The following is an 18,614-nucleotide window of genomic DNA, read 5'->3' on the forward strand; positions in this document are numbered from 1 at the left end:
CACCACAGGTTAAAGCTTGCTGTCTGCCTTTAATGTCGTTTTACCCAGAATAATCAAAACGACGGCTAGCAGGCAGCAAACGAGTGCCATCGCGGTAAACACATTACGTAGCGACTCCAGCCAGACCACCGCCGGGGCGACCACCACCGGGGAGATAAACTGGCCAAAAAAGAAGGTTGAGGTAAAACCGCCAAATACCCGGCCCCGTACTCGCTGAGGAGTGATTCTCATAAGCCAGGTGGTGGTATTGGGCATAAAGGCACCCAGGCCCAAACCGGAAATCCCCGCGCCGACAATGGCCATGGCGTAACTCTGGGTGAACCCAACGATCAAAAAGCCAGTGGCCGCCAGCAAGAACCCTAAGACATAGATCGTCATCACCGAAATAAACGGTTTGTAGTAGCCGTAGCAAAACGCCACGATGCTGGCCGTTAGGGCCGCCATTGAAAGCGCGATGCCGATCGCCATGCCACTGATCTGGCCCTGCTGGGAGAGCAAGAAGGGGAGTTGGGCGGGAAACATATAAAACATCGCCATACTGATCATAGCGATAAGGTAGGCAAGACCGGTCCGCCCATAATCCACCTTCACCGGGGCATCGGTTACATCAGCGGTTACGCCACTGCTTGCTTTGGGCTCTTGAAGAATCGCCCAGGCATAGGGCAGTAAAAGCACGCCGGTTAGGTAGAGGAGAAACGGGCCGCGCCAACTCCAGTCGGAAAGTATTCCGCCAAGGTTAATAAAAACAACTCCGCCCAAGGCCATGCAGCTGCTTTGCAGCCCCAAAAAGCGGGCACGTTCGGTGCTATCGAAATAATCGCCTACCAGCGTGGTGCTGATACTGAGGATACCGGCCACCGCAATCCCCATCAGTGCGCGGGAGCTTAATAGCAGATCCACGCGGTCGATGAAAAAGCCCGCGACCCCGGCAAAACCGTAAATGCCCAGCATCATCAGCAGCAATTTCTTGCGCCCAAACCGGTCAGCTAGATAGCCCATCAGTGGGCTGAACAGTGTAATCATCAGCGCAGGTATGGTCAGGATCAGTTGAATCAACACCTGCGGCTGGTCAGGAAAATGGCGGCTGATACCCGGCAGCGCAGGCGCGATAATCGCCCCCGACATTACGGTCATGGTGCTGGCAAATAGCAGTACGGCCTTAATATGTGTTAACTGGCTAATGGTCTTTTCCATATAAAGAGAAGGGGGAAGGAGTGAAAAGCACAAACGCCAATCGTAGCATAGTTGTTAGCAGGCTAGTTTGTTTTTCGCAGTGCTTTTATTGGTGAGCAGCGGGGAGTGGAACCTATATGCCACCTAGCAGCCACCCAACAAAAAACGGCCACTTGCTATATTAGCTAAGTGGCCGTTTTTAATAGTGTTCTTGGTCGGAATAGCAGGATTCGAACCTACGACCTCTGCCTCCCGAAAAGCGCAACTGCAAGCGTGTTTGTTCCCGAAAGGGGCGTATTCTTCACAAAGAAGCGCCTAAAATCGGGGATTGAACAAAAAATTGAACGCCTAATTATCTTTGGCATAGGCTATTGGACATACCATCCGTCCAACGTCTCAGTATGCATTTAGAGCCTGCTGGGACAGTTAGTGGACGGCTAAATCGACTCGAAGCAATTGCATCGGGTCGTTTAGACGTCCCGCCTGCTGAGGGTTTATCGATGACTCGAAAAGTCATTTCTCGACGTATTACTGAATCTGCTATACAGGATGCGCGAAAGAATGAAGTGTCAGAAATTAGAGACACGCTGATCATGGGGTTCTCTTGTATGTTCAGTCGTGATCAGACAGTGATTTCCTTCTTCTATCGGTATCGTTCTAAGCTCGAACAAAAGCGTCCTGTAGTGAAGGTGGGTAGGTGGCCCAGTGTTTCAGCCGATATTGCTAGAGAAGTTGTAACGGGCTGGGTGGCTGATATTGCTAAAGGAAAAGAGCCGCATATTGAGCGTGAGAGGCAACGTCAGGAGATAAAAGAGCGTCAAAAGCATCAAGTAACTTTCATGACGTTAGCGGAATTTTGGGATGGCCACTATCGAGAGCACTTGCTACGTAATAAAAGCGGGAGCGGTGATTTGGATCGGCTTAAGCGAGACTTCAGCACTTGGCGTGATCGCTCTCTGAGAGAGCTGAAGAAACTCGATCTGGTTGCTTGGCAGATAGCTTGTGAGAAGAGGGGGCTGGCGCATTCATCAATCAAGCGCTCATGGAATGTGCTGCGAGCAATGCTTAACTACGCAGTGGAGATGGAGGTGATTGATCGCAATCCGCTACAAGGGGCAAGGTTGCAACGACCAGGAGCCGTAGAGAGTGAGGGGCTCCCTATTCCGGTTCGTCGAAGAGTGCTTCACCAGAAGGAAGTGGATGGTCTTTTCCGAGGCCTTCAGCTTTACACCGACGAGCGCAAGCAACAAAGACGCCATTCACGCAGAAAAGCCAGTAAGCAGTATTTGCCTGATCTTGATAAAAAGACATATGCCGATCATGTAGTTCCATTCATGCTTTGCATTTATTACGGCGGCTTTCGACCTGGAGATATATTTAGCTTGCGATGGGAGCATCTTGAAAACGACTTTACACTTATCACCAAGGTGCTTGATAAAACAGCGCATCACGGGAACAAGGTCCAGTATTTTCCCCTCTCGGAATCTTTAACCAGAGTGCTGAAACTGTGGTGGGAGGATCAAGGGCTGCCACGGAAAGGTTATGTATTTTCATCGCCGAGGTTTGCCCAGGGGGAGCGTATGCTTGCGAGCAGTGCGATGCGGAAGCCGTGGTTGAAGATTAAGAAATTTGGTGGGTTACCTACAGAGCTAGACATCTATTCGCTCCGCCATAATTTCGCATCTCAGTTGGTGATGGCCGGAGTTGATCTGCCGACGGTGAAGAGCCTGATGGGGCACGCCAGTATCGAGACGACAGTTAAGCACTATGCTCATTTGAGACAGGACCATCTCCAAGAAGCGCTGCGGAGATTGGAAACTGAGAGAAGCTAACGGTTAGTCTCTCCACTAACTGATATGAGCGGCGGTCTTTGATGGGCCGCCTGCGCCACGTTCTAAGCTCAGACATAGGCAATCTCCGGAGATTTAGCAAACGCCACTTCATGTCCCATAGTCGTAGGGTGAAACCACTCAACCGAGGTTGTCTTTATAAAATTCCATCAGCTCTTGGCCCTCAAGAGATTCATCCCAGCCTTCGGTGACTTGGATCTCGTCTTTCATTGCACCTAGTAGTTGTGTGAGTCGCGTCGGAGGCTTCTCGCACGGAACGAGCTGAGCAACCGGCTTACCATCCTCCATTATTATAATCTCTTCACCCTCCACTGCTTTTTGAGCGAGTAGGGAGAGCTTCTTTTGAGCCTCGTTGATATTAATGTGCATTGTTACTGACCTCTGTATGAACCAAACGACTATTTGTAGCTCTTCGGCTGCTGCCCAGCGTTAACTTGTCTACACCTTTATCATAGGGTATGCCGAAGGTCTCAGTTGTGGATACGCTATCTGGCATGGCTACATCTTTTTCTTTTAGGTGCTGAGATATCTGCAATATGTTCCTGTAAGAAAACCAGTCGCATAACCCCCATGAACTACCGTGAATCTGACACTGGAACGGAGACCAATATGGCTAAAATTAAAGCTGGGGATGATAAGGATAGGCGCTTGGTAGAGGTTATTTACCATGAGTTTATGCTTGCTGAGTTGGCCTTTCACCGCTTTCTTAAAGCCGCTGAGGATAAAAGACTTCAAGGAAGCACGTATGAGAGGAAACTAGCTGTTTACAATTCCTATGCTGAGATGGTTTGTCGGCTTTACGAATTCTATATGGCTGCTTTTAAAAGGGACCAGGGCTCCACTGAGTTAAGCTGGGAAATAGCTGATCTTATGCTCACCGAGGAGGCACAAAAATACTTTGACAACACGAAGGAGAGAATCCTGCGTGGCATTCACTTACCCGAAGACAATGACGTTTCCTATTATGATTACAAAGTGCCTATCGAATTTGGTAAGCATATGCGGGATATAAGAAACAACCACCACCACTCAGATTACCGACGTGTCAGCGGTAGCCGACCTTCATTGAAAGCTTTTTTTGACGGTTATCATATGAGCCTTGTCGGGTTGCTGAGACAAGGGGGTTATTGGTCGCGTGGAAATTTAGGTGACCGTAGACTCACTCATGTTGACGAGTTCGAGATATGAAAAGAGGATGAGCACGCCCTTTAGTAGCAGCTGCTAATGATGAGATTGCTGAAACATTCGCTGGCTGCCTTTGAACCTTGCTCAGAGCTTAGTGTGGCGTAGAAGGCCTTGCAGCAATTTTAACAAGCTCTAAAATTAAAAGCCTAGGGGTGCTGTTAGCCCCTAATGCGTGTCCAAAGGTTATGTCGAATATTCGGCTTCAATATTGATATGCGCAAAACGAGAATAAGCCGACCATGGAGGCCGGCTTATCGGGTAAGAGCTTAGATGATTTGGACAGATGCTGGACTGTTGATCCATGCTTTTGATTCAAAAATAAGCGGTTGCTTATCATCTAAGTCTTTGAATTATTGGTCGGAATAGCAGGATTCGAACCTACGACCTCTGCCTCCCGAAGGCAGCGCTCTACCAAGCTGAGCTATATTCCGAAAGTTGCCGAGCTGTGCTCATCTGTGCTCAACGACGGAGGAGGATCATACTTAGCCGGGCGTGTTTTTTCAAGTCCTCGGCAGTGCGATCCTCCAATATTTATGCTTGGCGATCAACCGCTAAACGGGCCAGCTGGGCCATGCTGTCGCGGTAGGCGCTGGGCGGTAGTGCATCTAACTGCTGCAGGGCTTTATCGGCCATCTCTTCGGCCCGCTGGCGGGTATAGTTAAGTGCGCCGGTAGCGTGAATAATTTCCAAAACGGCGTCTAGCTGCTCAAGCCCGCCATTGCGAATCACTTGGCGAATCAGCTTGGCCTGTTCCGGCGTGCCTTGCTCCATCGCGTGGATCAGCGGCAGTGTCGGTTTGCCTTCCGCCAAGTCATCGCCAACGTTTTTGCCCATGGCATCGGCGTCGCCCTGGTAATCCAACAGGTCATCAATTAACTGAAAGGCGAGACCCAGGTAGCGGCCGTAATACTGTAGCGCGCGCTCCTGTTCCGGCGTTGCTTCTGCCAGCACGGCACCGCTGTGGGAAGCCGCTTCAAACAACATGGCGGTTTTGCCCAAAATGGTCTCGAAGTAATCCTCTTCGGAGATGCTGGGGTTGCCGATGTTGGTCAACTGCAGCACTTCGCCTTCCGCGATGATGCAGGTAGCGCCAGAAAGGATCGCCATGATGCGCATCGAGCCTACATCGACCATCATCTGAAACGAGCGTGCGTAGAGGAAATCACCTACTAATACCGAGGGCGCATTGCCCCAGGCGTCATTGGCGGTTTTCTTACCCCGGCGCATATGCGATTCATCCACCACGTCATCGTGTAGCAGCGTGGAGGTGTGCATAAACTCTATTAAGGTGGCGAGCGGAATATGCTTGTCGCCGGTGTAATCGAGGGAGCGGGCGGCTAGAAGTGCCAATAAAGGGCGCAGGCGCTTGCCGCCGCTTTCAGTAATGTACTGACCAATCGTTTCGACCAGCGGCACTTTAGAGTTGAGCTGCTCGACAATCGTCCGGTTGACGGCTGCGAAGTCATCGGCCACCACGGCGTGCAGCGGTGAAGGCGTTGGGCTGACGGGCTGGGCTGAGGAGACGTTAGCAGTCATGGGATCCGTTCATCGCGGCAGCGGGAGGCGGTAAGTGCCGCCCGTATTTGTGGAGTAAATGTGATCATGTGTTGGGGTCATGCTATGGGGCTGCCTGTTGGGCGTCAAGACACCCGCTGTGGTCACGTTATGATACGCCGTTATAAGGAGAGGGTAGTGTCAATTGACAAGGGCCTGTGGTCTTGTGGTAAGAGAAGATAGTCGTTATAATCCGCGACCCACTCATCATGCTCCCTGTCAGATGGCTCCAAAAGGGGCGCCACTCGCAGCAGGTCGATAAGAGCGGAAGGCGATGAGCGTTGGTTACGCGGGGCGTAACCGGCATTAACGACAAGTCCGGAGAGCGACATGTACGCAATTATTAAAAGCGGTGGCAAGCAGTACCGTGTTCAAGAAGGTCAAACCCTCAAACTTGAAAAAATCGAAGTCGCTACCGGCGAAACGATTGAGTTTGAAGAAGTGCTGATGGTCGCTGACGGCGATGACTTCAATATCGGTGCGCCGATGATCAGTGGTGCTAAAGTCTCTGCCGAAGTGGTTTCCCACGGCCGTGGCGATAAAGTCACCATCATCAAGTTCCGTCGTCGTAAGCACAGCATGAAGCGTCAGGGCCACCGCCAGTGGTTCACTGAAGTCAAAATTACCGGAATTTCTGCGTAAGCGGTCAATTCCCTTAGGAGGATTTTGCAATGGCACATAAAAAGGCAGCCGGCTCCACGCGTAATGGTCGCGATTCCGAGTCCAAACGCTTAGGTGTGAAACTCTTCGGTGGCCAAGCGGCGACTGCGGGTAACATCATCGTTCGTCAGCGCGGCACGCGTTTCCACGCGGGCACAGGCGTAGGCCTTGGTCGTGACCACACACTGTTCGCTCTGAGCGACGGTTTTGTGAAGTTTGAGACCAAAGGCCCGAAAAACCGCAAGTTCGTTAGCATCGTTTCTGCCTAAACGGCTAGTGCTATGCTCGTAACTGTAAGAAAAAGTTGCGAGAAAAAAAGGCCCCGCTATGGCGGGGCTTTTTTGTCGGTTAAATCTCTTTTCCAATACGCTTTACCACGATGTTTTTACCACCATGTCTTTATCAGTATGCTGGTGGTAATAAAGGTTTGGGAAAAGATTTGGGAAAACAGCAGTGCATATTAGGGCGGCGGAAGCGGCCGGGAGAATCCAATGCAGTTCGTCGATGAAGCCTCGATTATTGTTGAGGCGGGCAAAGGCGGCAATGGCTGTCTGAGCTTTCGCCGCGAAAAATATGTGCCCAGGGGCGGCCCTGATGGGGGCGATGGCGGTCATGGTGGTAGCGTTTACCTGATTGGTGACGATGCGCTTAACACCTTGATCGACTTTAAATTCCAGCGCTTCTATAAAGCCCAGAACGGGCAGGGCGGCATGGGTCGTCAAATGAGCGGCAAGGCCGGTGAAGACCTGCACGTAAAAGTTCCGGTGGGCACCACGGTAATTGATGAAGACACCCTGGAAGTCATCGCCGATGTCACCGAAATTGGCCAGGTGGTGCTGGTAGGCGAAGGTGGACGGCGTGGTTTGGGTAACATCCACTTTAAGTCCTCGACCAACCGCGCGCCGCGCCGTACGACGCCAGGTACCGACGGTGATCGCCGCAACCTGCGCCTGGAAATGAAGGTGATGGCCGATGTTGGCCTGCTGGGCATGCCCAACGCGGGTAAATCGACGCTGATCCGCTCGGTGTCCGCCGCCAAGCCCAAGGTCGCCAACTACCCGTTCACTACCTTAGTGCCCAACTTGGGCGTGGTAAAACTGGGGATGCACGAGCACTTCGTGATGGCCGACGTACCGGGCTTGATCGAAGGAGCCTCTGAAGGCGCCGGTTTAGGGCTACGTTTTTTGAAGCACCTAACCCGTACGCGGTTGCTATTTCATGTGGTCGACGTGGCACCGTTTGACGAGTCTGATCCGGTGGAAGCGGCCAAGGCAATTGTCCATGAGTTGGGGCAGTTCTCTCCGGCGCTTTCTGAGCGGCCGCGCTGGTTGGTGCTGAATAAGTTTGACCTGCTGCCGGAAGATGAGCGTGAAGAGCGCGCCCAGAAGATTATCCAGGCGCTCAACTGGGAAGGCCCGGTGTTCCGCATTTCGGCGATCAGCAGTGACGGCACCGATAAGCTGGTTCAGGCTGCTTACCGCTGGTTGACCGAGCAGCGTCGCCTTGAGAACGAAGATGAAGAGGCGCTGGCCCGTGAAGAAGAGATGCGCCGCCGCATGGAAGAAGAGTCGGTTGCGCGTACCGAAGATCGTTTGGGTCGTCGGCGTAAGCGCGACGATGAAGATGACGAAGATTTCGACGACGATGATTACGACGTTGAAGTCGAGTACGCCCCTTAGTGGTATTGAGCGGGTGGGTTCGGTAGTAAGCTAAAATAGGTAGTAGGTAAAAAAGAGGGCTGCGTTCGCGCGGCCCCTTTTATGGGCGTCTGATTGAGGTGGGTCGCATGGAAAGTAACGAGCAAATCCTGGGCCGCAGCGCGCTAAGTCGTGCGCGGCGGGTAGTGGTGAAGATTGGCAGTGCGTTGCTGACTAACGATGGTCGCGGCCTGGACGAAGCTGCTATTGGCGGCTGGGTGGATCAAATCGCCGCCTTGCACCAGCAAGGCATTGAAGTGGTGCTGGTCTCTTCCGGCGCCGTGGCGGCGGGCATGGTGCGTCTTGGCTGGCAGGTGCGCCCCAGCGCCGTGCATGAACTGCAGGCGGCCGCCGCCGTTGGTCAAAATGGCCTGACCCAGTGCTACGAGCAGCACTTTGCCCGCCACGACATGCTCACCGCGCAGGTTCTGCTTACCCATGACGACCTTTCTAACCGCAAGCGCTACCTCAATGCTCTCTCTGCGCTGCGCACGCTAGTAGAGATGCGCGTGGTGCCGGTGATCAATGAAAACGACACCGTGGTCACCGATGAGATTCGCTTCGGCGATAACGACACCCTAGGGGCACTGGTCGCTAATCTTTTGGAAGCGGATGCGTTGCTGCTACTGACCGACCAGGAAGGCCTGTTTGACGCCGACCCGCGCCACAATCCAAACGCTCAGATGATTGGTGAGGGGCGCGCCGACGACCCGCGCTTAGCCGCCGTGGCAGGCAGCGGCGGGGCACTGGGACGTGGCGGTATGAGCACCAAAGTGCGCGCGGCGCAGTTGGCGGCGCGCTCTGGGGCGGTCACGGTGATTGCCAGCGGTCGCCAGCCTGACGTCATCAACCGGATAATGGCGGGCGAAGCGCTAGGCACGCTGCTGCGTCCTGATCAAGTGCCCATGGCGGCGCGCAAGCGATGGCTGGCGGGTCAACTGCAGGTGCGTGGCACGCTGGTGCTGGATGCCGGTGCGGTCAAAGTGCTGCGCGATAAAGGCTCTAGTCTATTAGCGGTGGGTGTGCGCAATGTGCAGGGCGGCTTTAAACGCGGCGATATGGTGGTGTGCGTGGATGAGCAGGGTGCGTCAGTGGCCAAAGGCTTGGTGAACTATGGCGCCGATGAAGCGCGCCAGCTGGCGGGCCAACCCAGCCATCAGATTGAAGCGATCCTTGGTTACGTGGAAGCTCATGAGCTGATTCACCGCGATAATCTTGTGGTCTTATAACCTTGTGGTCATATAACCTTAGTGCCGTATGCCGACTAGCGCGCCGCTGGCGGAAGAGGCACCTGATGCGGCCAGTCGTTGGGCACTAAAAACAGCCGTTCGTAGTGCTCTTCTTCTGGGCAATAAAGCATCACTTGCTGGGGGGAGCGCCACGCTTGCACCCTATCAATAATAGCGGGTAGTAGCTCCTCCGCAGGGCGGAAAGCGCTGAGTGGCGGTGTTGCCAGCCAGTGAGGCTTTTCCAGCCATACCATGCGCGGCATGCTGGGAAAGCGGGCGGCCAGCGCAGGCCAGTCACGTAAGTAGCACCAGGTACCTCGGCGGTGGTCTGCCGTCGCGCCCTCCGGCGCTGGCATGGCTGCGTGCCAGGGATAATAAAGCACGCCGGGCATGGCCAGCCGCTGGGTTAACTGCTCGACTAAACGCCTATCAGGAACACCCAGATCCCGTGGCGTTAGCCAATGCGATAGTGCTTGCAGCGCGGGCGCCGTGGTTGAAAGGGGCAGTTGATGTCGTCGTAGGTGAGTGCATTTAAGCGCTAGGCTGTCTAGTCCGCCAGGACCTATCCAACGACTTTGACTCTTCAAATCCCCAGGCCCTTCAGGTAGACCCAGATAGAACTTAATGGCGACTTCTAAATGCACCGGCGCAGGGTTGTCGCGGGTTCTGTAGAGCATATCCAGCTCGCCCAGGGTGTTGCGCTGACGCGTAATGCGCACGTTTCTAGCGAGCAGTCGCGTATTCGGTGCATGATCTAACAGCGTATGCCACAGGCGTTCGTGGTAGTGCCCCATGCGCGTTGCGCGGCTGCCGTTCAAGGCGATTAATGGTGGGCGGCCAAGCTGACGTAGCCAGGGCAGTAGCGCTTGCTCCAGCCCTAGCTCTTTAATGGTGGGCCGCCCGCCACAGGGAATCGGCGGTGGAAGCTCCACCAGATCAGGCGTGGCGACAAGCCAAGCTAAATCCCGCAGCACCGTTGAGCCGAGTTCTTCATTCCCTAGCGCGCCGTCAACGCCTTCGTTCAGCACGGGTTTCTCCTCAGCACCTTGGTAAGGTCGGCACTATACATTTAGCTGCATGACTTTTTAGCTGTATGACTTTTTAGTTGTATAGTTTGGCAGCCTACCATAAACGCAGCGGGCTCCCCGTAGGGAGCCCGCAAGATGGTTTAAAGCGCCGCCATTAGCGTTGGGGCGCGTTTAATCGCGGTCAATTTGGGTAACTTCGTAAGAGCCTTGGCGCACGCTGATTTCTAGTTCGCGGCCATTTTCATCGCGGCCTTCCACTTCTATCATGCCGCTTTCATCAATATCAATATCTTCAAATTCAACCATACCTTCCTGGTTGGCAACATCTAAGGCTTGGCGAATATCGTCTTCACTCATGCCCCAAGCGCCGGTAATCAGGCGTTCGCGTTTTTCTTCCAGCGTTTCACCGTCATCAAGGGAAAAATCTACGTCGGCGAACCATTCATCGTCTAACCAGCCTTCCACTTCTACGCGGCCACGGCTTTTAATGCTAACTTCTTCGTAGTGGCTGAAGCCGTAGGCATTGGCGTGGGTCAGTACGTCATCAATGCGATCCATCGGCAGCGAATCGGCCTGGGCACTACCGGCAGCAGCGGCAAGTAGCAGCGCAGAGGTCGGGATCAGCAGCATTTTTTTCATGGTGTTCATAGCAAATTCCTTCTTCACGTATCTGTACATGGATGTCTGTACGAAAATGAGTAAACGGCATTCAGCGAATGCGACAGTGAATTTATACCACCACGATACTTTCCTTAAGCTGACAAAGCTGTTCATCTAACGTTCATGTTGCCTTTGGCATGCTGACCCTATGAGTAAACGCCTACGTCACTTTATAAAGCTACTGCGCAGCGTCTCGCGACGCCCTCGCTGCAACGTCACTGGGTTAGCCTTGGTGCTGTTGCTGGCGGGTAGTGCAGTGGGTGACCAGCATTGGGAGTCGCTACATGGCGAAGTGCGCCGCGGCGAAGTCGTACCTCTCGAGACTATTTTGGATTGGCTGGAAGCGCACTATATAGGCGAAGTGCTGGAAGTTGAGGTGGAGCGTGAAGGGGGCTATGTCGAGTATGAAATTAAACTGCTCGGCCCCCAGGGCCAAGTTGTCGAGTTCGAATTTGACGGCCATAACGGCCAATTGATGGCTATTGAAGGAGTGCGTATCAATGATATGCGCCGCTAGCCTGTTGATGTAACTTGCCAAAGAAGGGTAGTTAGCCGATGAAGTGTTTGTTGGTAGAGGACGACCAGGCGCTGGCTCGCGAGTTGAGCCAAGCATTACGCGACGGAGACTGGCTTGTAGAGCATGCGGCTACCGGCCAGGATGCCGATTTTCTGGTGCGCACCGAAGCCTACGACACGCTGATTCTGGATGTCGGGCTACCCGATGGCGATGGCACTCGTTGGCTTTCGGCATGGCGGGAAGATGGCATCGACCTACCGGTGCTTATTCTTACTGCCCGAGAGCGCTGGGCAGATAAAGCCGCGGGATTTACCGCCGGGGCGGATGACTACGTCACCAAGCCATTCGAGTCTGCGGAAGTACTGTTTCGCCTGCGCGCTTTAGTGCGCCGCAGTCACGGCCATGCCCATCCAGTACTGAAAGTAGGCGAATTGAATTTAGACACCCACACCCAGCACGTCACCTTGGCAGGGCGGCCTGTGGGATTAACCGCCCAGGAAACCCGCCTGCTCGGCTATTTAATGCACGCCGCACCGCGGGTGGTGAGCCGCACCGAGCTTTCAGAGCACGTTTACGACCGCGACCATGAGCCGGACTCTAATGTGATTGACGTTCAAGTCAGCCGTCTGCGCCGTAAGTTGGGCAGTTGGCGAATTGCCACCCTACGTGGCCAGGGCTACCGACTACTGGCAGAAGAGCCCGCCATCGAATGAGTCAACCCAGCACGACGTGGCGTGACCAATGGTCAAGGCGTTGGGCTAAGCGCTCTATCAGCCTGCGGCTATTGCTGGCCGTGCTAGTGATGATAGGGCTGGCGCTGCCCATGGCTGGCACGCTGCTTTCCCACCACTACCGCGCCGCCGCAACTCAAGCCTTTGACGAGCGCCTGGGTGCCACCCTCAACGTTATTATGGCGGGCGTTACTTACGACCGCATAGAGCAGCAGCTTGTCCACGACCGGGCGCTGGGCGACCCGCGTTTTGACAATGTCTACTCTGGTTGGTACTGGCAAATCACCGATGGCGAGCAACAAACCCTCGCCTCGCGCTCGCTGTGGGATCAGCGCCTGCCGTTCATCGAAAACGACACCCTGAGCGCCCGCTCCATCACAGGGCCCCGAGGCCAGTCGCTGCGCGTGGTGGAGCGCGATATCTATCTGGCGCCATTAGAAGCGCCGCTACATATTAGCGTCGCCGCCCGGGACGATGTGTTGGCCCGGGATATTGGCGAATTTCAACGCCTATTGTGGGGCGGTTTAGTGGGCTTGGGCGTTCTGTTGCTTGGCGTATTGGCGCTTCAAGTACGCTGGGGGTTAGCGCCACTGCGCCGCATGCACGCCAATCTACATGAGGTGGAGCAGGGGAGCGCCGAACAGTTAGATACCCGCTTGCCTGACGAACTGGCGACGCTTGCCTCCTCAATGAACGCGGTGCTGGCCCGCGATCAGCGCTTGATCGAGCGTGGCCGACATACCGCTGGCAACCTGGCCCATGCGCTGAAAACCCCGCTGAGCGTGATGCGCTTGCAGTTACGCCAACTACCGGAAGCGAACCGTGCCGCCTGGGAGGTTGAGCTAGAACGCGTGGATAGCGCGGTTCGCCATCACCTGGCACGGGCATCAGCGGCGGGCGAGGGCGTTCGCTTTGCGCCCATCGATTTGCATGCCACCCTGGCACCGCTGCTCAATGGGTTGGCCAGGCTTGCCCAGCGGCGCGGTATTGAGTTGCGCCAAACCTGGGCAGGCGACGTTAAGGTACATATGGATGGGCAGGATATCCAAGAGCTGGTGGGCAACGTCATGGATAATGCGCTGCGCTGGGCACTTAGCGATGTGCAGTTACAGGTAGAGAGTGACGAGCAGCAGTTAACTTTGACCGTTAGCGACGATGGCCCTGGCATGTCAGAAGCAGAGTGCCAGCAGGCGGTGCAGCGCGGTAAACGGTTGGATGAACAGCGCTCGGGTAGTGGCCTGGGTCTGGCGATTGTGACTGACCTTGTCGCCCTGTACAGCGGCTATATGCACCTCAGTCGCGCCAGCACAGGCGGGTTAAAAGTGGTCGTGGAACTTCCCGTCGTCCCGCGTAATCGTCGTGCATAACTAATGGAGACCGCACCGAATGAGTCGCACAGATACGCTGCCCGATATAGTCGCCGGCCCCCTATTAAGACGCATAAGCACTACACGGCTGGTACTGTGGCTAGTCGCCACTCGGCCACTAAACATGACCTTGGTGCTGCGTCCTGGGAGCAGCGATAGCCAGTCGATTGGTTTGGCGCACCACCATCAGTGCATTCCCATTGGTCAGCGGGCCTTTATCTACTTAATCGATTGTGAGCTTGAATCGCCCCTGCCTTGCGATGAGCGCATCGAGTACGACCTGCAGGTAGAAACCCTGCAGGGTGAGTGGCGCTCTTTACCGGAGTGGGCGCCGTGGCTCTGTTATGACGGCGCCGCCTATCCTGCCTTTGTGGTTGCCTCGCGGCATCACCGCCTGATGCATGGTTCCTGTCGTAAGCCCCATCACGACAGTGCCGATGGCCTAGTGCGCGCCGATAGCTGGCTTGCTGAGCAGCAGGCAGCGCCCGCCGAGTGGCCCGCTTGGCTCCTGATGACCGGTGACCAGGTGTACGCCGACGACGTGGCCGGGCCAATGCTACGCGCCGTGCATGCGTTGATTGAGCGATTAGGGCTGGTGGATGAGTGGCTAGAGGGCGCTACTGTCGACGATAGTCAGGCGCTCTACCGCTCGCCGGATAGCTACTACCGACGCGCGGAACTGCTGCCCGATGTGACCAGCAATGCGGCGCTGCGCGAACGCTTTTTTGGCGGTGTCAAAAAGCCGGTGTTTACCTCGGCAAATGCCCATAACCACCTAATGACGCTGGCTGAAATGCTCGCCATGTACTGCCTGGTGTGGTCTCCGGTGCCCTGGCAGGTGATTGCCCCAGAGGCGCCTGCCCTAGATGAAAAAGACGCCGAGCTCTATCGCCAGGAGCAGGCGGTGATCGATACCTTTGTTGACGGCTTGCCCCAGTGCGCGCGACTGATGGCGCACCTGCCCAACCTGATGATTTTCGACGACCACGACGTTACCGACGACTGGAACCTAACCGCCGACTGGGAGCGCGCCGCCTACGGGCATCCTTTCTCTAAGCGTATTATCGGTAACGCTCTGGTGGCGTATCTGCTGTGCCAAGCCTGGGGTAACGATCCGGATAAATTGAATCCGTTAGTCCATCATGCCTCGACCCTACTGGGCGATGGCGACCAACCGCTAGCCTGTGCTGAACAGGATGGGCTGATTGAACGGCTGCTGCGTTTTCAGGGCTGGGAGTTTCAGGTGCCCGGCACCCCCACACTGATTGTGCTGGATACCCGCACCAGACGCTGGCGCAGCGAACGCAGCCCGCACCGGCCTTCGGGGTTGATGGACTGGGAGTCGCTAATGGAGATGCAGCAGGCGCTCATGGGGGCCAAAAGTGCGGTGATTGTCTCCCCTGCGCCGATGTTCGGCGTCAAGTTGATAGAGGGGATTCAAAAGCTGTTTACCCTCGCCGGTAAGCCGCTGGTGGTGGATGCCGAAAACTGGATGGCCCATAGGGGAGCGGCTAATACGCTGCTGCAGATTTGGCGGCACTCCAAAACCCCCGGCAACTACGTGATTCTATCTGGCGATGTGCACTACTCGTTTGTCTACGACATTGTGGTGCGCCATCAGCGGCGTTCCCCTTATCTGTGGCAGATCACCTCAAGCGGGATCAAAAACACCTTTCCCAAAAACCTGCTCAATACCTTTGACCGACTCAACCGCTGGCTCTACGCGCCGTGGTCGCCGCTTAATTGGTTCACCAAGCGCCGTAAGCTAAGCGTTAACCCCCGCGACCCTGATCGCGCCAGTGCTGGCGAACGGCTGTGGAACGCCAGCGGTATTGGTTTAGTAACGCTTGACGAGAAGGGCCACCCTATCAATATCCGCCAGCTTGACGCCGACGGCAGTGAGGTGGTTTTTCCTGCGCGGGAGAAGCCGCTCACTTGACGTCCATTTAGCGCCAACTGCCTGACGTCCTTAATGTTTGTCATGATAGCGTCACAAAAATGACGCACGCTTGCAGCTTATAAACAATCTCCAGGGAAGGTGACACTTCATAGGCACCACCGCTGGTTATTGGGGTGGCTGAATAGGGCAGCAGGTAAATGACCGCACAAGAAGCGCAGTGGCTGAAAAAGATTATTGCAAAAGAAGAGTTGCACGTACTCTTTCAGCCCATTGTTGATGCCAGTCAGCAGGCGATTTATGGCTACGAAGCGCTGATTCGTGGGCCTAAAACGTCGCCGCTTCACTCGCCGTTAAGACTGTTTGAAGTAGCCACCCAGGCCGGAAAGCTGGTGGAGTTAGACATACTCTGCCGACGCTTGGCCATCAACCGCTTTGCAGAGCTCGATCTGCCCGGCCTGCTATTTCTTAACGTGATGCCGCTGACCATCGTCGAGCGTGATTTTCGCGAAGGTTTAACGCTTGGCTTTATTCGTGACAGTGGCTTGCCCCCAGAGCGGGTGGTTATTGAGCTCACTGAACACGTGCCAATCCATGACTACGAGTTAATGCGTCAGGCGGTGGATCACTACCGCACTATGGGCTTTCAGGTGGCGCTGGATGACCTCGGTGCAGGGCACTCAAGCCTGCGCCACTGGTCAGAGCTGCGCCCCGATTTCGTTAAGCTTGACCGGCACTTTATCTCCGGCATCGACCAGGATCCTGCCAAGCGAGAGTTCCTGCGCTCGATTCTCGACGTGGCCCGTAGCCTGGACTGCCAAGTCATCGCCGAAGGGGTGGAGACCGCCGCTGAGCATCTCTGCTTGTGGGAACTCGACCGAGGGCTCGCGCTGCTGCAAGGCTTCTATTTCGCCCGGCCCAACCAGCAACCGCCTTTAGAACTCAATATGGTGCTACCGGCGACTACCCAATTAAAAACCCCCGCCGGTCGCACGGCACGCTCGATTTTGCGAGCAACCGACGCCATAACGATAGATTGCGCAGTACCGGATATCTCCCAGCGGTTTCGTCAACAGTCCAGCTTGCGCTGTGTCGCTGTGCTGGAGAATGATAAGCCCGTGGCAGTGGTGCGTCGCAATGCGTTTTTAACGCTGTTTACCAATCCCTATAGCCATTCTCTTTATGCCAAGCGCCGCGTGCTGGACGTTGCGGATGCACGCATGCTGGTAGCCGAAGCGGATACCCCACTCGAGGTTTTAAGCCAGCAATTGACCGACAGTCGGGATATTGAGCAGGAAGACTTCGTCATCGTTAACGCTAACGGTGACTACCTGGGGATGGGCAATATCGTTGACCTTTTGCGCGAGATTACCGCGATTCAGGTGCGCCAAGCGCGGCATGCCAACCCGCTCACTGGCCTGCCGGGCAATATTTTGATTAATGAAACCCTGGCCGCCTATTTAGCCGCCGAGCAGGGCTTTGCCGCCGCCTACGTTGACTTGGATAACTTTAAAGCCTTTAACGATGCCTACGGCTACGCCCGAGGCGACCACATCATTATTTCGCTATCGCGGCTGCTGCAAGCACAGGTAGAGAACGCCGGGGGCTTTATCGGCCATATTGGCGGTGATGATTTTATGATGCTGCTGCCGCTTGAGCACTGGGAAAGTGTTTGTCAGCAAATTCTGCACTCATTCGAGGTGATGGCGCCGGGCTTCTATGAAGAGGCTGAACGCCTTCAGGGCGGGATTCACATCGAAAACCGTCAAAATAAACTGACGTTTTTCCCTTTTGTTAGCGTCTCGATTGCGGTGAAACCCATCCCTGATACAACCCGCTGTCAGTCGCTGGATATTGCAGGCGAGCTTTCTGAACTGAAGCATCAGGCCAAAAAAATCCCTGGCAACAGTCTGTTTGTGGAACGCCGCGGTCATGAAGCTTCTTACGCCGTACATTAAGGTGCCTTCGTCAAAACGTCACGAAGTGGTCACATAAGTGCCCCATTTTTGTCACTTGAAGCCGTCAGGATATTGTCATCTTCTAATAACGCTACAGGTGACCCATGCAGACATTATCTTTTTCCCGCACGTTAATCAGTGCCGCTGTTGCTAGTGCCTTTGCCTTGGCCGCGGTGAGCGCCTCTGCGGATCTCTCATCGCGCTATGTGGATAACGATGGCGATATGGTCGCCGATGCTCCCAGCGATGAGACTCAGTGGGCCGACCCGGATACCTTGGTATTTGCCTACACGCCGGTTGAAGATCCTGCGGTTTACGCTGACGTCTGGTCTGACTTTTTGGATCACCTGAGCGAAGTCACGGGCAAAGAAGTGCAGTTCTTCCCGGTGCAGTCCAACGCTGCCCAGCAGGAGGCGCTGCGCGCTGGCCGTCTGCACGTAGCCGGTTTTAATACCGGCGGCGTACCGGTCGCGGTTAACTGCGGTGGTTTCCGCCCCTTCACCATGATGGCCGCGGAAGATGGCAGCTTTGGCTACGAGATGGAAATTATCACCTACCCAGGAAGCGGCATTGAGGCCGTTGAAGACTTGCAGGGTCGCCAGCTAGCGTTTACCTCCGAGACCTCAAACTCTGGCTTCCGCGCCCCCTCGGCGCTGCTGCGCTCTGAGTACGGCATGGAAGCGGGCGAAGATTTTGAGACCGCGTTCTCTGGCTCCCACGACAACTCCATTCTTGGCGTCGTCAACGAAGACTACGACGCGGCGGCGATTGCTAACTCAGTGCGCAAGCGAATGATTTCCCGCGATGTGGTTAGCGAAGGTGATTACAACATTATCTACACCTCAGAAACCTTCCCGACCACCGCTTATGGTTTGGCGAATAACCTGAACCCGGAACTTGCCGAGAAAATTCAGGATGCGTTCTTCAGCTACGACTGGGAAGGCACTGCCCTTGAATCGGAATTCGCCAACTCCGGTGAAGCGCAATTTATTCCGATTACCTATCAGGAAAACTGGGCGGTTATTCGCACAATCGCTGACGCCAACGGCGTAACCTACGACTGCGATTGATCTTGTAGGCAGCAGGCTTTGTACGGCCAGGAAGGCTA

17 protein-coding genes and 1 tRNA gene are annotated in these 18,614 nt (G+C 55.1%); 12 read left to right on the plus strand and 6 right to left on the minus strand.

Annotated features, from left to right (window positions below):
* Positions 1 to 9: 9 nt before the first annotated feature.
* Positions 10 to 1,194: an MFS transporter gene (locus tag QHL1GM_RS14245; RefSeq protein WP_071695052.1), complete on the minus strand. Its 1,185-nt coding sequence runs from the start codon at positions 1,192 to 1,194 to the stop codon at positions 10 to 12.
* A 479-nt stretch (positions 1,195 to 1,673) separates the two neighbouring features.
* Between QHL1GM_RS14245 and QHL1GM_RS14250 the strand changes: the two genes are divergently transcribed.
* Positions 1,674 to 3,005, plus strand: a complete 1,332-nt coding sequence (locus tag QHL1GM_RS14250) for a tyrosine-type recombinase/integrase (RefSeq protein WP_071695053.1) — start codon at positions 1,674 to 1,676, stop codon at positions 3,003 to 3,005.
* A 138-nt stretch (positions 3,006 to 3,143) separates the two neighbouring features.
* On the opposite strand, the gene QHL1GM_RS14255 is transcribed toward QHL1GM_RS14250, so the two are convergent.
* Positions 3,144 to 3,392, minus strand: coding sequence for a type II toxin-antitoxin system Phd/YefM family antitoxin (locus QHL1GM_RS14255; RefSeq protein WP_071695054.1), 249 nt, complete (start codon positions 3,390 to 3,392; stop codon positions 3,144 to 3,146).
* Between the two features lie 240 nt (positions 3,393 to 3,632).
* Between QHL1GM_RS14255 and QHL1GM_RS14260 the strand changes: the two genes are divergently transcribed.
* The gene (locus QHL1GM_RS14260) at positions 3,633 to 4,211 is read left to right on the plus strand and encodes a hypothetical protein (RefSeq protein ID WP_071695055.1); all 579 of its coding nucleotides are present in this window, start codon (positions 3,633 to 3,635) and stop codon (positions 4,209 to 4,211) included.
* Between the two features lie 351 nt (positions 4,212 to 4,562).
* Here QHL1GM_RS14260 and QHL1GM_RS14265 read toward each other — a convergent pair.
* Positions 4,563 to 4,639, minus strand: a tRNA-Pro gene (locus QHL1GM_RS14265).
* Between the two features lie 100 nt (positions 4,640 to 4,739).
* A complete protein-coding gene (gene ispB / locus QHL1GM_RS14270; RefSeq protein WP_071695056.1) occupies positions 4,740 to 5,744 on the minus strand; it encodes an octaprenyl diphosphate synthase in 1,005 nt (334 codons plus the stop codon).
* A gap of 348 nt (positions 5,745 to 6,092) precedes the next feature.
* On the opposite strand from ispB, the gene rplU reads away from it, so the two are divergent.
* From rplU to proB, 4 genes are all read left to right on the plus strand, one after another.
* Positions 6,093 to 6,404, plus strand: a complete 312-nt coding sequence (rplU, locus tag QHL1GM_RS14275) for a 50S ribosomal protein L21 (RefSeq protein ID WP_071695057.1) — start codon at positions 6,093 to 6,095, stop codon at positions 6,402 to 6,404.
* A 29-nt stretch (positions 6,405 to 6,433) separates the two neighbouring features.
* Positions 6,434 to 6,691 carry a 50S ribosomal protein L27 gene (rpmA, locus tag QHL1GM_RS14280; RefSeq protein WP_008957069.1) on the plus strand — a complete coding sequence of 86 codons (258 nt, stop codon included), beginning with the start codon at positions 6,434 to 6,436 and terminating at the stop codon, positions 6,689 to 6,691.
* A gap of 222 nt (positions 6,692 to 6,913) precedes the next feature.
* A complete protein-coding gene (gene cgtA / locus QHL1GM_RS14285; RefSeq protein WP_035582832.1) occupies positions 6,914 to 8,101 on the plus strand; it encodes an Obg family GTPase CgtA in 1,188 nt (395 codons plus the stop codon).
* Positions 8,102 to 8,208: 107 nt separating this feature from the next.
* Positions 8,209 to 9,348, plus strand: a complete 1,140-nt coding sequence (gene proB, locus QHL1GM_RS14290) for a glutamate 5-kinase (RefSeq protein WP_071695058.1) — start codon at positions 8,209 to 8,211, stop codon at positions 9,346 to 9,348.
* Between the two features lie 35 nt (positions 9,349 to 9,383).
* On the opposite strand, the gene QHL1GM_RS14295 is transcribed toward proB, so the two are convergent.
* Entirely contained in the window at positions 9,384 to 10,376 is a 993-nt protein-coding gene (locus QHL1GM_RS14295) for a DUF1853 family protein (RefSeq protein WP_071695059.1), read from the minus strand.
* 171 nt (positions 10,377 to 10,547) lie between these two features.
* Positions 10,548 to 11,024: a PepSY domain-containing protein gene (locus tag QHL1GM_RS14300; RefSeq protein ID WP_071695060.1), complete on the minus strand. Its 477-nt coding sequence runs from the start codon at positions 11,022 to 11,024 to the stop codon at positions 10,548 to 10,550.
* 160 nt (positions 11,025 to 11,184) lie between these two features.
* Here QHL1GM_RS14300 and QHL1GM_RS14305 point away from each other — a divergent pair, with 160 nt between their 5' ends.
* The 6 genes from QHL1GM_RS14305 (at position 11,185) to phnD (ending at position 18,576) form a co-directional block, all read left to right on the plus strand.
* Positions 11,185 to 11,553 carry a PepSY domain-containing protein gene (locus QHL1GM_RS14305; RefSeq protein ID WP_071695061.1) on the plus strand — a complete coding sequence of 123 codons (369 nt, stop codon included), beginning with the start codon at positions 11,185 to 11,187 and terminating at the stop codon, positions 11,551 to 11,553.
* 38 nt (positions 11,554 to 11,591) lie between these two features.
* Positions 11,592 to 12,266: a response regulator transcription factor gene (locus QHL1GM_RS14310; RefSeq protein WP_071695062.1), complete on the plus strand. Its 675-nt coding sequence runs from the start codon at positions 11,592 to 11,594 to the stop codon at positions 12,264 to 12,266.
* Positions 12,263 to 13,651, plus strand: a complete 1,389-nt coding sequence (locus QHL1GM_RS14315) for a HAMP domain-containing sensor histidine kinase (protein ID WP_071695063.1) — start codon at positions 12,263 to 12,265, stop codon at positions 13,649 to 13,651. Before QHL1GM_RS14310 ends, QHL1GM_RS14315 begins: the two co-directional genes overlap by 4 nt.
* Before the next feature lie 19 nt (positions 13,652 to 13,670).
* The gene (locus QHL1GM_RS14320) at positions 13,671 to 15,590 is read left to right on the plus strand and encodes an alkaline phosphatase D family protein (RefSeq protein ID WP_071695064.1); all 1,920 of its coding nucleotides are present in this window, start codon (positions 13,671 to 13,673) and stop codon (positions 15,588 to 15,590) included.
* Between the two features lie 158 nt (positions 15,591 to 15,748).
* Positions 15,749 to 17,506: an EAL domain-containing protein gene (locus QHL1GM_RS14325; protein WP_071695065.1), complete on the plus strand. Its 1,758-nt coding sequence runs from the start codon at positions 15,749 to 15,751 to the stop codon at positions 17,504 to 17,506.
* A gap of 104 nt (positions 17,507 to 17,610) precedes the next feature.
* The gene (gene phnD, locus QHL1GM_RS14330; protein ID WP_071695066.1) at positions 17,611 to 18,576 is read left to right on the plus strand and encodes a phosphate/phosphite/phosphonate ABC transporter substrate-binding protein; all 966 of its coding nucleotides are present in this window, start codon (positions 17,611 to 17,613) and stop codon (positions 18,574 to 18,576) included.
* Positions 18,577 to 18,614 lie beyond the last annotated feature (38 nt).

Origin of the sequence: Halomonas sp. QHL1 (genome assembly GCF_001882345.1) — a bacterium.
In the GTDB taxonomy this organism is placed as follows: domain Bacteria; phylum Pseudomonadota; class Gammaproteobacteria; order Pseudomonadales; family Halomonadaceae; genus Vreelandella.

Coding starts and splice junctions, on each gene's coding strand:
- phnD (WP_071695066.1), top strand. CDS start 17,611: ATGCAGACATTATCTTTTTCCCGCACGTTAATCAGTGCCGCTGTTGCT.
- QHL1GM_RS14250 (WP_071695053.1), top strand. CDS start 1,674: ATGACTCGAAAAGTCATTTCTCGACGTATTACTGAATCTGCTATACAG.
- QHL1GM_RS14300 (WP_071695060.1), bottom strand. CDS start 11,024: ATGAACACCATGAAAAAAATGCTGCTGATCCCGACCTCTGCGCTGCTA.
- QHL1GM_RS14315 (WP_071695063.1), top strand. CDS start 12,263: ATGAGTCAACCCAGCACGACGTGGCGTGACCAATGGTCAAGGCGTTGG.
- QHL1GM_RS14260 (WP_071695055.1), top strand. CDS start 3,633: ATGGCTAAAATTAAAGCTGGGGATGATAAGGATAGGCGCTTGGTAGAG.
- proB (WP_071695058.1), top strand. CDS start 8,209: ATGGAAAGTAACGAGCAAATCCTGGGCCGCAGCGCGCTAAGTCGTGCG.
- QHL1GM_RS14305 (WP_071695061.1), top strand. CDS start 11,185: ATGAGTAAACGCCTACGTCACTTTATAAAGCTACTGCGCAGCGTCTCG.
- cgtA (WP_035582832.1), top strand. CDS start 6,914: ATGCAGTTCGTCGATGAAGCCTCGATTATTGTTGAGGCGGGCAAAGGC.
- QHL1GM_RS14325 (WP_071695065.1), top strand. CDS start 15,749: ATGACCGCACAAGAAGCGCAGTGGCTGAAAAAGATTATTGCAAAAGAA.
- rplU (WP_071695057.1), top strand. CDS start 6,093: ATGTACGCAATTATTAAAAGCGGTGGCAAGCAGTACCGTGTTCAAGAA.
- QHL1GM_RS14255 (WP_071695054.1), bottom strand. CDS start 3,392: ATGCACATTAATATCAACGAGGCTCAAAAGAAGCTCTCCCTACTCGCT.
- QHL1GM_RS14245 (WP_071695052.1), bottom strand. CDS start 1,194: ATGGAAAAGACCATTAGCCAGTTAACACATATTAAGGCCGTACTGCTA.
- QHL1GM_RS14310 (WP_071695062.1), top strand. CDS start 11,592: ATGAAGTGTTTGTTGGTAGAGGACGACCAGGCGCTGGCTCGCGAGTTG.
- rpmA (WP_008957069.1), top strand. CDS start 6,434: ATGGCACATAAAAAGGCAGCCGGCTCCACGCGTAATGGTCGCGATTCC.
- ispB (WP_071695056.1), bottom strand. CDS start 5,744: ATGACTGCTAACGTCTCCTCAGCCCAGCCCGTCAGCCCAACGCCTTCA.
- QHL1GM_RS14320 (WP_071695064.1), top strand. CDS start 13,671: ATGAGTCGCACAGATACGCTGCCCGATATAGTCGCCGGCCCCCTATTA.